11 protein-coding genes and 1 riboswitch are annotated in these 14,332 nt (G+C 56.9%); of the genes, 5 read left to right on the top strand and 6 right to left on the bottom strand.

Annotated features, from left to right (window positions below):
* Nucleotides 1-183: 183 nt before the first annotated feature.
* A complete protein-coding gene (locus AC781_RS11105) occupies nucleotides 184-1,029 on the top strand; it encodes a PEP-CTERM sorting domain-containing protein (RefSeq protein WP_067771580.1) in 846 nt (281 codons plus the stop codon).
* A 6-nt stretch (nucleotides 1,030-1,035) separates the two neighbouring features.
* On the opposite strand, the gene AC781_RS14385 is transcribed toward AC781_RS11105, so the two are convergent.
* On the bottom strand, nucleotides 1,036-1,167 hold the full coding sequence (locus AC781_RS14385; RefSeq protein ID WP_281491758.1) for a hypothetical protein: 132 nt from the start codon (nucleotides 1,165-1,167) through the stop codon (nucleotides 1,036-1,038).
* A 238-nt stretch (nucleotides 1,168-1,405) separates the two neighbouring features.
* Between AC781_RS14385 and AC781_RS11100 the strand changes: the two genes are divergently transcribed.
* Together AC781_RS11100 and AC781_RS11095 are read left to right on the top strand one after the other, a co-directional pair.
* Nucleotides 1,406-2,248 carry a PEP-CTERM sorting domain-containing protein gene (locus tag AC781_RS11100; protein WP_067771583.1) on the top strand — a complete coding sequence of 281 codons (843 nt, stop codon included), beginning with the start codon at nucleotides 1,406-1,408 and terminating at the stop codon, nucleotides 2,246-2,248.
* Between the two features lie 171 nt (nucleotides 2,249-2,419).
* The gene (locus tag AC781_RS11095) at nucleotides 2,420-2,926 is read left to right on the top strand and encodes a hypothetical protein (protein WP_067771586.1); all 507 of its coding nucleotides are present in this window, start codon (nucleotides 2,420-2,422) and stop codon (nucleotides 2,924-2,926) included.
* Nucleotides 2,927-2,946: 20 nt separating this feature from the next.
* Here AC781_RS11095 and AC781_RS11090 read toward each other — a convergent pair whose 3' ends face one another.
* The 5 genes from AC781_RS11090 to AC781_RS11070 form a co-directional block, all read right to left on the bottom strand.
* Entirely contained in the window at nucleotides 2,947-4,539 is a 1,593-nt protein-coding gene (locus AC781_RS11090; RefSeq protein WP_067771590.1) for an aspartate:alanine exchanger family transporter, read from the bottom strand.
* 16 nt (nucleotides 4,540-4,555) lie between these two features.
* Nucleotides 4,556-5,257 carry an anaerobic ribonucleoside-triphosphate reductase activating protein gene (locus tag AC781_RS11085; protein ID WP_083076292.1) on the bottom strand — a complete coding sequence of 234 codons (702 nt, stop codon included), beginning with the start codon at nucleotides 5,255-5,257 and terminating at the stop codon, nucleotides 4,556-4,558.
* Between the two features lie 203 nt (nucleotides 5,258-5,460).
* Nucleotides 5,461-5,649, bottom strand: a complete 189-nt coding sequence (gene nrdD / locus AC781_RS11080; protein ID WP_067771593.1) for an anaerobic ribonucleoside-triphosphate reductase — start codon at nucleotides 5,647-5,649, stop codon at nucleotides 5,461-5,463.
* Nucleotides 5,650-5,686: 37 nt separating this feature from the next.
* Entirely contained in the window at nucleotides 5,687-7,807 is a 2,121-nt protein-coding gene (locus AC781_RS11075) for a ribonucleoside triphosphate reductase (protein ID WP_067771596.1), read from the bottom strand.
* 144 nt (nucleotides 7,808-7,951) lie between these two features.
* A riboswitch (cobalamin riboswitch) is annotated at nucleotides 7,952-8,106 on the bottom strand.
* A 280-nt stretch (nucleotides 8,107-8,386) separates the two neighbouring features.
* Nucleotides 8,387-9,088 (bottom strand): PEP-CTERM sorting domain-containing protein, encoded by a 702-nt coding sequence (locus AC781_RS11070; protein WP_071133361.1) that lies wholly within the window; start codon nucleotides 9,086-9,088, stop codon nucleotides 8,387-8,389.
* Nucleotides 9,089-9,674: 586 nt separating this feature from the next.
* On the opposite strand from AC781_RS11070, the gene AC781_RS11065 reads away from it, so the two are divergent.
* On the top strand, nucleotides 9,675-10,793 hold the full coding sequence (locus AC781_RS11065) for an efflux RND transporter periplasmic adaptor subunit (RefSeq protein WP_071133360.1): 1,119 nt from the start codon (nucleotides 9,675-9,677) through the stop codon (nucleotides 10,791-10,793).
* A gap of 48 nt (nucleotides 10,794-10,841) precedes the next feature.
* The gene (locus tag AC781_RS11060; RefSeq protein ID WP_067771604.1) at nucleotides 10,842-13,997 is read left to right on the top strand and encodes an efflux RND transporter permease subunit; all 3,156 of its coding nucleotides are present in this window, start codon (nucleotides 10,842-10,844) and stop codon (nucleotides 13,995-13,997) included.
* The last annotated feature ends 335 nt before the right edge of the window (nucleotides 13,998-14,332 follow it).

Raw genomic sequence — 14,332 nt, 5'->3', positions numbered from 1 at the left:
GATATTTCAATCAACATGAAACCTTACCTTTTCCAATCTGACAATTTCCATGAATGATTGAAATGTGAAGCAGATGAGTTTTACCGCTTGACAGCGGATTAATAATCTGCGATTCTGATCCTGTCGCGCACTGTAAAATATTATTGGCGCGGCAGCATCTTACCAATGCATCTGCTTGATCATATGAAAAAAACACTTCTCTTCGTCTCCCTGCTCTCTCTGTTTGGAGGAACACAAGCTTTCGCTCGTGTGCAGGAAACACGCATCAATTTCACGGCCGGAGGCGCCGCTGCCAATGCCAGCACGCCGGCTGCCACAGTCACCATGGATTGGTGGAATGATGTGTCAATTACCACAGGAGGCCCGGCTGTCCGCCCATCCGGCACGGCAATCGACGGTCTCTCTCTCATGGATACACAGGGGGTCACAACACGCTATACCTTCGGCTATACCAAAACGGGTTCGGCCGGTATCTGGGGTTATAATGTTCACACGTCCCCCGTCAACCCCAATTATAACGTTCCCGAACAATACCGCTCCGGCTACATGCCCGGCGGCAACAACGGCACGATTTCCAAATACTCCGTCTCTGGATTTACTGTCGGCGATACGCTCGACCTGGCTTTCGGCGGCCTTGTCAACGACGGCACCATTACGACCCAACAAAACCGTTACGTCATTACCATTACTGGTGCGACGATCGCCAACATCAATAACGACTCGGAAATCTATTTCAGCAAAACGACCGCTTCCTCCTGGAGCACATCCGGCAACTCGATCACGCTGACAATCGGCGACGGCAATACCTATGCTCAAGCCGGATTCGCCGCCATGCTCTCCGGCCTGACCATGACGAGCAACACACTCGACATCCAGATCGATGCCAGAAATAAAACCACAGGCGGCGTTGCCAGCGGCAGCGGTGCGACGTACGGCCTGTCATACATGTCGATCATCCCCGAACCGGCCACGGCCAGCCTCAGCCTCCTCGGCCTTGCCGTGCTGACGCTCCGTCGCCGTCGCAAGTAAACATCTCTACAGGAAACATCCGTTCCAATACACCCCCTCCAAGGTGCCCGTCACTCTGGAGGGGGTTTTTATGATGTGGTTCCAGCCGATTGCGCGGCACGGCTTCTGCTGCATGGTTGTACCGGGCAGTTCGTCCATGCAATCCGGATTTTTCAAAAGCCGAAGAGCAGAAAAGAAAAAAGATTCTCAATCTATTCAATTCCAATTTAAAACGCAATGAATAGATCATATTTTACATACATCTTTCAATATTTTCCTTCACAAATCAAAAAAAATATTGACAAGATGAAAGCTTATCCTTAATCTACAATCAAGATTGCTATTACTGCAATTTGTTTACAATAAAACAACATATTATCATTCACTCCTCTGACATATGAAGAAAACACTGATTTTCGCAACGCTTCTCTCCGTGTTCGGCAGCACGGCCTCACTGGCACGCGTGCAGGAAACACGCATCTACTTCACAGACGGAGGAACGGCTGCCAACACGAGCACTCCCGCAGCTACCGTTACCATGGACTGGTGGAACAAAGCGGCCATTGCCACCGGAACTCCGACTGTGCGTCCCAACAATACGACCATCCAGGGACTCTCTCTGATGGATACTCAGGGAGTTACCTCGCGCTACACCTTCGGCTATACCAAAACGGGGTCGGCCGGCATCTGGTCGTACAACAACCAGACTATTCCTGTCAACCCCCATTACAATGTTCCCGCTGCATACCGCACGAGTGGTGCTGTCGGAGGCAATAATGGCACCATTTCCACCTACTCCGTTTCGGGATTCTCTGTCGGCGAGACGATCGACCTGGCCTTCGGCGGCCTCGTCAACGACATGTCCGGTTACAGCAACCGCTACGTCATTACCATCACAGGAGCAGCAATCGCAAACATCAATTCCGATACGGAGCTCTATTGCAGCAACACCACGGCCTCTTCATGGAGCACAAACGGAAATTCCGTCACTCTGGTATTGGGCAACGGAACATCTTCCGCACAAACGGGATTCGCCGCCATGCTTTCCGGCCTGACCATGACTGGCAATAAGCTCTCCATCCAAATCGATGCCCGTACAGGTACAGGCGGAGCAGCCGCTACCGGCGGCGGCTCTTCCTACGGGCTGTCCTACATGTCCGTCATTCCCGAACCGGCTACGGCCAGCCTCAGCCTCCTCGGCCTCGCAGCGATGGCATTCCGCCGCCGCCGCAACGCATAATTTCTCCGGAAAAACATCTCTCTATGCCGCCCTTCAGGATGCTCCGCGTCTTGGAGGGTGTTTTGCATGGCGGAAGCCGCCCTCCTGCCCGCAACGCACGCACACGGCAAATGCGTCACAAACGGCTTTTCCGTTGACTCGCCCGAGCCGCGGGCGGTATAATATCCATTGATGAAGATTTCCCGTTCTTTGACGATACCGGCACTGGCGGCGGCAGCCCTTTGCTCCTCCTGCCAGTGGACACAGGACCGCCCCGACGAAGCCTTCATGGCGCAGGATTCGGGCACGGGCGCCTATCAGGGAACCTCCGCTCTGCGGCAGGCCGCCCAAAACTGCACGGCCATCGGCATCGCCAGGGCCGGAGGCGGCATGCACATCCTTTCTCCGGAAGATACGGCGGCCATGCGCTCCGTGCTGCAGAACGCGAAGGCGCGTTCCCGGAAAGCCGATTCAGTCACCGACTTTTTCGGGGAAAGCTGGAACCGCCTGCTTCTGCTGGGCAGCAAGGGCGAAGTGCTGGACAGCGTCGGCATCTGGCTCACGCCGCTCGATGCGCCCAACCGGTATGAGCTCAACTGCACCGTCTCCTTCTTCGGCAAAGAGGCGCGCAGCCGTTTTCTGGAACTGGTCAAGCCGTATCTGGGCAGTAAGGGAGCCCATGTGCAGCCCGAGGAATAATCACCCCGGGCTGTCCGCTCCTAGGACAGGCAGCTGATGATGATCTTCGCGAAAACGGTCATCAAAATCAAGGCCGCCGGATAGGCCGTCGCATAGCTGACGACGGGGCTGTGCGCATCCGTCTTGCTGGTGATGGCCCCGAGCGCGGGCGTGGATGTCATGCTGCCGCAAATGCCGCCGAGGGATTCCAGCAGATTCAGCTTGAGAAGCTTCGTCGCCACGAAATACCCGATCAGCATCGGAATGAAGGTGATGGCCACACCGACGAGGAAAATGCTCAGGCCGGATGTTTGCAATGTGCTGACGAGTTCCGCACCGCCCTTCACCCCAGCCCAGGCCAGGAACAGAATGAGGCCGAATTCCATCAGCAGCGTGCGCGTAGGGCGAGGAATATAGCCGACGATCGGCCCCACATGGCCGAAGTGGCCGAGAATCAGCGCAACGATCAGCGGGCCGCCCGCCATGCCGAGCGAAAAGGAGGAATCCGTGCCGAAGCTGAACTTCAGCGAACCGAGCAGGATGCCGAGCGCAATACCCCCGGCCAGGGAAAGAATATCCGTCGCATTGATGGCCGTGCTCCGGTGGCCGACGGCCTTCTTGAAAGCTTCGATGTTGGCGGGTTCGCCGACGACCGTCAGAATATCGTTGCGGATGATGGTCGTATCCGGCGTCGGAACGAACGAGAAGCCGAGTCGGCTGATGCGGGAAATCGTCACGCCGTATTTCTGGAGCGTGCGGAGTTCGCGGAGCGTGTGGCCGCAGAATTTCTTCTTCAGGGCGATCACTTCCGTACGTTCGCGTTCGGAATTGCGGGGGTAGTTGTGGTCCTGAAGTACGCCCAGCATCAGGGCTTCGCGTTCGATGTCCTCACGTGCGCCGACGAGCAGTATCTTCGTTCCCGGCTCGAACTTGTCTCCGGGCGAAAGCGGCACGAGGCGGTCGTTCTTCACGATGCGGGTCATGCGGCAGTCCATGCGGTCGGTCACTTCGTGCGCATCGATGGTATGCCCGAGGAGCTGTTCGTTCGTGACGGAGACAAGGCGGGAAATGATCTTTTTCGGGTCCTTGTGGGGATCGATAGCCGTCGCATCCTGTGAAATGTCCGTCTTCAGAATGCGGGGCAGAAGCTGGACGAACAACACCACGCCGACGACGCCGAAGGGATAGGCAATGCCGTATCCGATATTCACGCTGCCGGAATTGTGCATCGCTTCCGCGGCTGCGGCCAATGCGGGCGTACTGGTGCAGGCTCCGGCGAACATCCCCGCAGCCACGCCCGGATCGATGCCGCAGGCATAGCACAGGCCGATGGTCACAGCCGCCGCCAGCGTGACGACGATAATCGCCAGCAACGCCAGTTTGTTGCCCGACTGGACGAGAGAACCGAAGAAGCGGTTGCCCACGCTGAGGCCCACGCAGTAAACGAACAGAGCCGTCGCCATGCCGCTGATGCCGTCCGGCACATGCAGGCCGAAATGCCCGGCCGCCAGCGCAACGAAAAGCACGCCCGAACTGCCGAGCGAAAGGCCGCAGATTTTGATATTGCCCAGCAGGAGCCCTGCAAACAGGATTCCAAAGAGAACGAATGTCGAATTGGTCAGGAGATCATCCATAATGTATCGGTCTGTCTTAGCGGTATTGTTCTTCGGGGAAGTTGCGGTAGCCGAGGGGAAGAGGGGAAAGGGAATCGAGCATGGCGCGGTCGTAACGGCGGGAAGGGCCATCCATGCGGCCGGGCGTCCGGTCCGTATGAAAATAATGCTGAAGGTAATAGGTGCCCATGTATCCGCGATCCCGTATCTCGTGCGCCATCGTCAGGATATCCTCCTCCCGGAGGAGGTCCGGATGGCAGGTCGTGCGTATCTCATGAGAAGGGCAAAAATGCAAGATTAACCCGAGACATTTTTCAAATTGTGAGAACAGGCTTCTGCCGTCCGGAAGGCGCGGGCTGCCATACGCCGGGGTTTTGTGATCGAGAGCAACGTAATCGACCAGTTTTTCGCGCAGCAGAAGTTCGAGCCGTTCGGGATTGCTGCCGTTCGTATCGAGTTTGACGAGGTAGCCCATGCTCCTGATTTCACGGCACATATCTTCAATGCCCGGACTCAGCGACGCTTCGCCGCCGGACAGAACGACGGCATCGAGAAATCCTTTTCTCTCCCGCAGGAAATCGCGGAAATCCTTCCGGGTGTTCCCTCCCGAACCGAACAGATGCGTATTGTAGCAATAGGGGCACCGCAGATTGCATCCGCGGAACCAGAAGATGCAGGCGGCCTTGCCGGGATAGTCGAGCAGAGTAAGCGGGGTAATGTCCGCCGGTTCTTTCATCATGGGGGAAAACGGTTTGAGTTTCCGAATGAACCGGGGAAACGGAAGGGACTTCGCAACCCTTCCGCTCCCCCGGGATCAACACACTATAACCACCTAAGGGGATCATGCCGGAGGCGCGCTTCGCTCGCGCCGCAGCGCAGTGGCAGGTGTCGATCCGCCCGGAATGCCGGAAAGCCGATATTTCCCGGCATCGGGGAGAATGGTCAAGCCTGATACTGCTCCCCGCGGTCGCAGGGGCAGCCGGGTTCGACGAAATGCACGCGGTCGTGGAATTCGCCCTGCTTGCCCGCATTGAAGGTTTCCACCGGACGGTGGTAACCCATCACGCGGGTGTAGACGGTGCACTTCGTGCGCTCGTCGCGGTATCGTTCGAGTATGTCTTTATCGCTCATTGGATGGAGTATTCTATTGTTTGGAAGATCTTTCCCTTCAATTGCCGAAGGGAAGCAGCGGCTGCTCTTCGCGCCGCACGCGGGCGACCAGTTCCTCGTCGCAAAGGGGGCAGAATTCGTGGTTGCCCTTCAGGTAGCCGTGTTTGGCACAGACGGAGAAGAGGGGAGTCACCGTCAGATACGGCAGCCGGAAGCGCGTCAGCACCTTCCGCACGATGTCGCGGCACGCCTCGGGGGAGGAGATGGCCTCGCTCATGTACATGTGGAACACGGTGCCTCCGGTATAGCTGCATTGCAGCTTGTCCTGCATCTGCAAAGCCTTGTACAGATCCGCCGTGTAGTCGACGGGCAGCTGCGAACTGTTCGTGTAGTAGCGGTGGCCGGGAGGGCCTGCCTGCAGGATTTCCGGGAAACGCCTGGCATCTTCGCGGGCGAAACGGTGTGTCGTCCCTTCGGCGGGAGTCGCTTCGAGATTGTACAGATTGCCCGTCTCCTCCTGATAGCCGCGTATCCGTATACGCATGAATTCCAGCACTTCCACCGCCAGAGCGGCGCCCTCTTCCGAGGCGATGTCCATCGAATCGCCCGAGAAGTTGCGCAGCATTTCGTTCATTCCGTTGATGCCGATCGTGGAAAAGTGGTTCCTCAGGTGCGGCAGATACCGCTTCGTGTAGGGATACAACCCCCGGTCATACAGCTCCTGAATGAAGACGCGCTTCTTTTCCAGCGTACTGCGCGCCATATCCATCAGCTCGCCGAGCTGCTTGAAGAGAAGCTCCCGGTTGCCCTTGTACAGGTAGCCGAGCCGGGCCAGATTGATCGTCACCACGCCGATGGAACCCGTCATCTCCGCCGAGCCGAACAGGCCTCCGCCGCGCTTGAGCAGCTCGCGCAGATCGAGCTGCAGGCGGCAGCACATGGAACGCACGGCATCCGGCTTGTAGGCATCGTCGTCCGGCACGCGCTCGCCCTTATCGTTCACCGTGTACTGGCTGCCGATGAAGTTCTGGAAATAGGAAGAACCGATGCGGGCCGCATTCTCGAAAAGCAGCGGCACATTCTCCCCTTCCCAATCGAAATCCTCTGTGATGTTCACCGTCGGAATCGGGAAAGTGAACGGCTGCCCCGTACTGTCACCTTCGGTCAACACCTCATAAAAAGCCTTGTTGATGAGATTCATCTCCGGCTGGAAATGCTTGTACGTCATCGCTTCCGGCGAATCCGCCCCACGTTCGGCGGCACGAGCGTTCAGCACCTCATCGTCCAACCCGGCCAGCAAATGGCCGCCGCCGGAGAAAGGAATCTGCTCGCGCAGATCGCGCGGCACCGTCCAGTCGATCGTCACATTCGTGAAGGGGGACTGCCCCCAGCGAGAGGGCACGTTCAGATTGTACACGAAACTGCGGAGATCCTTCTTCACGCGCTCGAAGCTCAACCTGTCGCGGAACACATAGGGGGCCAGATACGTATCGAACGAGCTGAAAGCCTGCGCCCCAGCCCACTCGCTCTGCAAGATGCCGAGGAAATTGGCCATCTGCCCCAGAGCTTCGCGGAAATGGCGCGGCGGGCGACTGTTGACACGGCTGCGGACTCCGTTGAACCCCTCGTTCAGCAGGTTGCGGAGGCTCCACCCGGCGCAGTAGCCCGTAAGGCAGTCGAGATCATGGATATGAATATCCCCGTTGCGGTGCGCCGCTCCCTCTTCGGGGGAATACACCTGATCGAGCCAGTAGTTCGCGATCACCTTGCCTGCCGTATTATTGATCAGCCCGGCGTTGGAATACGTCGTATTGGAATTGGCGGCAATGCGCCAGTCCGTCTGTCCCACGTACTCTTCCACCGTCTGGCGGCAGTCCACGAACGTATTGCCGTGGTACACGCTCCCCACCTGCTCGCGCTGCAGCTTGTGCAGGAAGCGGTATTTGATGAAATTGCGCGCCGTCTCGAAAGCTCCTTCCTGAAAAAGGGCCATCTCGATCATATCCTGCACCTTCTCCACGGCGATGAAATCCTCGCCTTTCAATTGCTCGAGTACTCGAGTGTAAACCAGCGGATTGTATGGCTCGTGCGAAGCATGGAACGCCTTTTCGATGGCCTGCTGAATCTTGTAGGACTCGAAGTTCTCGCGTTTCCCGTTGCGTTTGATGATAGAAGGCATGGTGGTGTGAATGCTGCACCCCGCTGGCACAAAGATACGGGACTTCACACCCTCCGCCCCCCGGAAACGAACAGCCCCTCACGGAAGCTGCGGCCATGAGGGGGTACAAACGGGTAAAACCGTATGTCTATCATGTCGCGAGATAGTGATACTCTTGCTCCGGGTCGTCTCCCGACTGATGGCTTCTGCGAGCCAATCACGGTAGCGCGTCTGTGGAGGATTCCCACCCCCTTCCGTTACCCGGACGCTGGAACGGACTGTAGCACCGCCTTCACGGCCCCGCAAGCACAAAATACGGTTTTGTTCAAAAAATAATTCCATGCAGTACAACATACCGCTTCACAATAGGCTATGAGCAACAACATGTTGTATTCACCACAAACATGCATCGTTCACGCAAGGGGTAGAACCAACAAAAAGACTTACTCTACCAAACGTGAGCGACTCATCCACAATTCTATTCGATCATCGCTACAGACGACGGCCCACATCGTTACCCGAACCAACAAAAACAGAAATAAAACATCCCCTCAAAACGGTATGCGTCTTGAAGGGATGACAAAAGCAAGAACGACCATTTTAACGCCGCCTGCGAAGCATCAGCGTAGAAAGTCCGAAAAGCCCCAAAACCGCGGTCGATGGCTCCGGAACCTGCGAAACATCCATCCGAATCACCGACGCGAAACTTGTGGAAAATCCGCCCGTATTCGTGTATAGCCCCTCCCCTGCCGGATAGCCAGAGCTGGGCGGTACACTTGTACCCATTGTCGCTACCTTAATGCCTTGCTGCTGTCCGGTATTCCCAACCGTCGACGAACTTGTCCATCCGCTGGCATCGGAAATACTGGTGAAAAGGAATGTGTAGGTCTCTGTCGTATCCAAAAGCAAACCGTCTGCAAAACTCCATGTTCCTGTACCATTATCATTGTTTTTAACAGATGTAAACCCGACCACATTTGATGTGCCTGCCGTGGTAGGATCGCCGCTCAGAACAATCAAATTGAATAGAGTCGTATTGCGGAGGGTAATGGAAAGCGAATTTAGCAACACGTTTGCCGGCAAAGAGGCCCGGCTGCCATCACCGCCTTGTATGGTTGGGAAAAACCAGTCGGACCCCATGCCGAAGACAAATCCGCGCACATACGCATTATTAGTGTTAGAGGACATGTTCGCCTGTCCTGTTTTGTCGGCATTTGCCGTCACCAGATCGTAGGATGCCGCCGTAGCGGACATGGAAAACGCGGACAGGCACGAAATAAAAGCACAAATTATTCTTTTCATATAAATGTAAATTAAACCTCGCTCTTTATACGGATTCACAATCTGTTGTGCATAAAAAATATATATACCTCAGACAGCAAATACGATTTGCAATATATAACAAATAGTTGGCATCGCCGCCTTTATGATAACCAATTCTCCCTACCGATTAAGACTAATGAATAATTTGCATGAAATTTGTTTTTTGATTGACGTACGGATTGTGAATCCGCAAATCAATCAATAGCAATACAAACATATTCAATATAAAAAATATGCAGCATCATCTGCCAGAAAAACTGGTTGCAAAAAAGCCCGGCACCGTTTCCAGTGCCAGGCAGCGTTACACCTCAGAAATTGGCAGAACATACTATATAAATAGTATGTAATTATGATGAATAATGCAAGAAAAAACATTCCCCTTCCTAATATTTGTCCACAAAAATATTCCCCGAATGGATGACGAATCAAGGAGGCGTTCTGAAGCTCACTTCCATGATCCGATCTGCCGAGACTGTCACGCACGAATGCCATGCCTCTGCACTCGAAACACCAATTATCCATAACAGTTATCTAACGTTAGAAATACTTCGAACATCATCATTGCATGATGTTACGACAACTTTCTATCCTTGGATGCTCCATCCTTGCTCTTTCCGGCTGCAAAGACAAGGCCAGGCCGATGGAAATGCCCGAATTCACCGTCGAAGTGGCGACTCCCGTACGCGGCGATGTCGCCGAATTCCGGCAGTGGGTCGGCAGGCTCGACGGCATGGTGGACGCTGAAATCCTCCCACAGGTGACGGGTTATGTGAAGGAACGCCTTTTTGAAAACGGGCAATCCGTCAAAAAAGGCGATGTCCTGTACCGCCTTGACGATGTACAGTACCGCGAAGCCCTGCAGCGAGCCGAAAACAATGCCGTCGAAGCCGAAGCGAACCTGGTCAAGGCAAAGAAGGATCTCGACTTCTACGAACCGCTCGTCAAAAACGGCTCGGTCTCCCGCCAATCCTACCAGGATGCTCTGCAGGCCTACCGGGCCGCCGAAGCATCGCTGGCTGCGGCCAAATCCTCCGTCGCCCTCGCCAAAACGAACGTCGATTACTGTGTACTCACCGCTCCCGTGGACGGCATCGCCGGCTTCGCACAGGCGGAAGTCGGCGACTACGTAGCACCGAACAGCCAACCGATGGTACTCGTCAGCTCCTTTGACCCCATCCGCATCTACTTCGACATCAGCGAACAGGACTGGCTGAACCAGAACGGTCCGAAAGGCCCGCTCGGCCCCGGGGCTCAGGTGAGCCTCATCCTCTCCAACGGTTCCGGATACCCCGGCCATGCCACCGTCACCGGAGTGAACAACACCGTCTCCACCTCCACCGGCAGCCTCAAGCTGGAAGCCCGCGCCGCCAATCCCGATGCGCTGCTGAGGCCCGGCATGTACGTCAACGTCCGCGCCAAAACAAAGGAAATCAAGGATGCGCTCCTCGTCCCGGCAGAATCCATCGTCACCATTCAGGGGCAAAACATGGTCATCGCCGTCGATGACAAAGGCCGGCCACATGTCGTCCCCATCGTCAAGGGTCTTCCACAGGGAGACAAGGTATCCGTCACCGGAGACATCGGCCCTGACACCGTCATCGTCGTCACGGGCACCCAGCAAGCCCTCATGACCATGGAGGGCCGAGGCAAACTGAAAACCGTGCCTCAGCAACCGACCGCCTGATCCCGCACCTCCTCGCGCCCGACAACACGCCAACGACACCTTTCCGCCATGATCGAATTCTTCATCCGCCGCCCCATCGTCGCCATCTGCATCTCGATCATGATCGTCATGCTCGGCACCATCTCCATCCTCCGGCTGCCGATCGCGCAATATCCTGACATCGTCCCCCCGGAAATCCAGATCTCGACCAGCTATCCCGGAGCCGACTGCAACACCGTGGTGGACTCCGTCGCCACACCCATCGAGCAAGTCATGTCCGGCGTGGACGGCATGGAATACATGACCTCCACCAGCACCAACACCGGGGGCATGAACCTCAGCGTCCTCTTCGACGTAGGCACGGAACCCACCACCGACCAGCTCCTGAGCTACCTCCGCTATGCAGAAGCCAACTCCCAGCTGCCCGCCGAAGTGAACGCCATGGGCATCACCATCCGCAAAGTCAGCGGACCGCCCATGCTCCTGTACAGCCTCACCTCGCCCACCGGAAAATACGATGACCTCTGGATGGCGAACTACGCCTACATCAACCTCGTGAACCGCCTGCTGCGCGTACCGGGCGTAGGAAACGTGCAGGTCTTCGGCGCAGGGCAGTACGCCATGCGCGTATGGCTCGACCCCGACAAACTGGCAGCCCTCCGGATCACCATCCCGCAGGTTCTCTCCGCCATCCGGGCGCAGAACACCGTGAACCCCATCGGCCAGATCGGCGGAGAACCCTCCGTCGAAGGCCAGAAATTCACCTACACCGTCATTGCCCGCGGCCGCCTGAAAACGCAGGAAGACTTCTCCCGCATCATCGTGCGGGCGGATGGCGATGCCATCGTCCGCCTCTCGGATGTGGGCCGCGTGGAACTCGGCGCCGAAACCTACAACATCAAAGGCCAGTACAACGGAAAACCCTGCGCCGCCCTCGCCATCTACCAGTCTCCCGGCTCGAACGCCTTGCAAACCGTCGAAGGCGTCCAGAAAACCCTCGCCGAATTCAAACTTGCGCCGGGCCTTGAACTCACCGAAGCCCTGAACACCACCACCGCCGTCAAACTCGGCATTCAGGAAATCGTCACCACCCTGCTCTCGGCTCTCGGCCTCGTCATCCTCGTCGTCTTCGTCTTCCTCAAAGGCTGGCGGGCCACCCTCATCCCGCTGGCGGCCATCCCCGTCTCCATCGTCGGCACCTTCGCCCTCCTCCCCGTCTTCGGGCTCGACATCAACACCATCTGCCTCATGGGCCTCGTGCTGGCCATCGGCCTCGTCGTGGATGATGCCATCGTCGTCGTCGAAGCCGTGCAAACCCACATCGACAAAGGCGAACCGCCCGCACAGGCCACCCGCGCCGCCATGAAGGAAGTCGCTGGCCCCGTCGTCGCCACCGCCCTCGTCCTCTCCGCCGTCTTCCTGCCCAGCATGCTCCTGCCGGGCATCACGGGCCTCCTCTTCAAGCAATTCGCCGTCACCATCGGCGTATCCATCGTCATCTCCGCCTTCAATGCGCTCAGCCTCAGCCCTGCCCTGTGCGCCCTCCTGCTCCGCCCCAAACAGGAGCGCCGCGAAAACATCCTCACCAAGGCAGGGAATGCCTTCGAAGCCGGATTCACGAAAGTGCGGGCAGGATACGTGCGAGGCTCCGGCTTCCTCATCCGCAAGGCCGCCATCACCGGGCTCGCCCTGCTGCTCATCACCGTCGGCATCATCCCGCTCGGCAAGGCCGTACCGGGCGGCTTCCTCCCCGACGAAGACGAAGGCTACTTCTACGGCACCGTACAACTCCCGTACCAGACGGCTCTCGGCGTCACCCTCGACACCTGCCGCCAGGTCGAACAACTCGTCTCCGCCATGCCCGAAGTCGCCGGAATCACCACCGTGGCAGGGTTCAACATGATGACCGGCGTCCAAAGCGCCAACAACTGCTTCTTCTTCGTCAACCTCAAACCGTGGGCCGAACGGCAGGGCCCCGGCCAAAAAGCGGGAGAACTCAGCGCCAAACTCCGCATGGAAATGCGCACGCGCATCCCCGGAGGCATCGGATTCTCCATGACTCCGCCACCCATCCCCGGCGTCGGGGCATCGTCCGACATCACCTTCCTCCTCGAAGACCGGGAAAACCGCGGCAACGCCTACCTTGCCAAACAAACGCAGGCATTCATCGAAGAACTCAAAAAATCCCCGGAAATCCTCGCCGTCGAAAACTTCATGGCGCCTTCCACTCCCCAGTACTACCTTGAACTGGATCAAGAAAAAGCCCTCCTTCAAGGGGTGGACATCGCCGAAGCCAACCAGACACTACAGGCATTCATGGGAAGCCTCTTCGTCAACTACTACAACAACTTCGGCTTCCAGTGGCAGGTCTACATCCAGGCCGACGCCGACGCCCGCAAAAACATCGAAGGCATCAAAAAACTCTACCTCAGCGGCAGAAACGGCGTACAGGTACCACTCGAATCCCTCGTCACCTCGAAAAGCATCGAAGGCCCGCAATTCATGATCCGGCAAAACATGTACAACGCCTCCATGCTCGACATCGTCGCCCGCCCCGGATACTCCACCCAGCAGGTCATGAGCGCCGTCGAACGCATCTTCGACCGCACCATGCCCACCGGCATGGGCTACTCCTACTCCGGCATGAGCTATCAGGAACAGAAAGCCGCACAGGGAATCGGCATCGGCACAATCTTCGCCATCTCCGCCTTCTTCATCTACCTCGTCCTCGCCTCCCTGTATGAAAGCTGGAGAATGCCCATCGCCATCCTCCTCTCCGTACCCGTCGCCGTCATCGGCGCGCTGGGAGCCTTGTACATCTACGGGCTGGACCTCAACATCTACGCGGAAATCGGCCTCATCATGCTCATCGCCCTTGCCGCCAAAAACGCCATCCTCATCGTCAAATTCGGCATCGACCGGCTCGAAGAAGGCATGGACCTGAAAAAAGCCGCCCTCATGGCCGCACAGGTACGCTTCCGCCCCATCATCATGACCAGCTTCGCCTTCATCCTCGGTTGCGTCCCCCTCGCCATGGCCTCGGGAGCAGGAGCCAACGCCCGCGAAGTCATCGGCATCGCCGTCATCGGAGGCATGCTTGCCGCCGTCTTCATCGGCCTCTTCTTCCTGCCGTATGCCTTCTACATCATCACACGCATCAAAAAATCCCCCCGGCAGGAACCTCAGGAAGCAGCCGCCTCCACGCCACCCGGCGCCGCCCGATAGCCGGACACACGCATACCGTCTCCTTCATACAGTCCCTTCGCTCGTGGCGGGACTGTATTTCTTTACCTGACTATTCCATTCCCTCCAGAGAATGGGCATACGCAACAAAACCGGGTTCATCAGGATAAACCGCACCGCGGACTTTGCCATGCCGGAACACGAAAACAGACAACAACAATCATTCAACACACTCTTTTTCAGCATGAAAGTCAAATTTTACCATGCTAGACGTGAAAACTTGCTTTTCGCCTCCTTCCTTTCTACAATCGAACGACATATGGAATTCATCGCCAAAATGCGCCCCATGAACTTCCTCTCCTGCAATCGCCGGCATT

This window comes from Neoakkermansia glycaniphila, assembly GCF_001683795.1.
Taxonomy (GTDB): Bacteria; Verrucomicrobiota; Verrucomicrobiia; order Verrucomicrobiales; family Akkermansiaceae; genus Akkermansia; species Akkermansia glycaniphila.
This window is presented reverse-complemented; position numbering and strand designations above follow the sequence as displayed.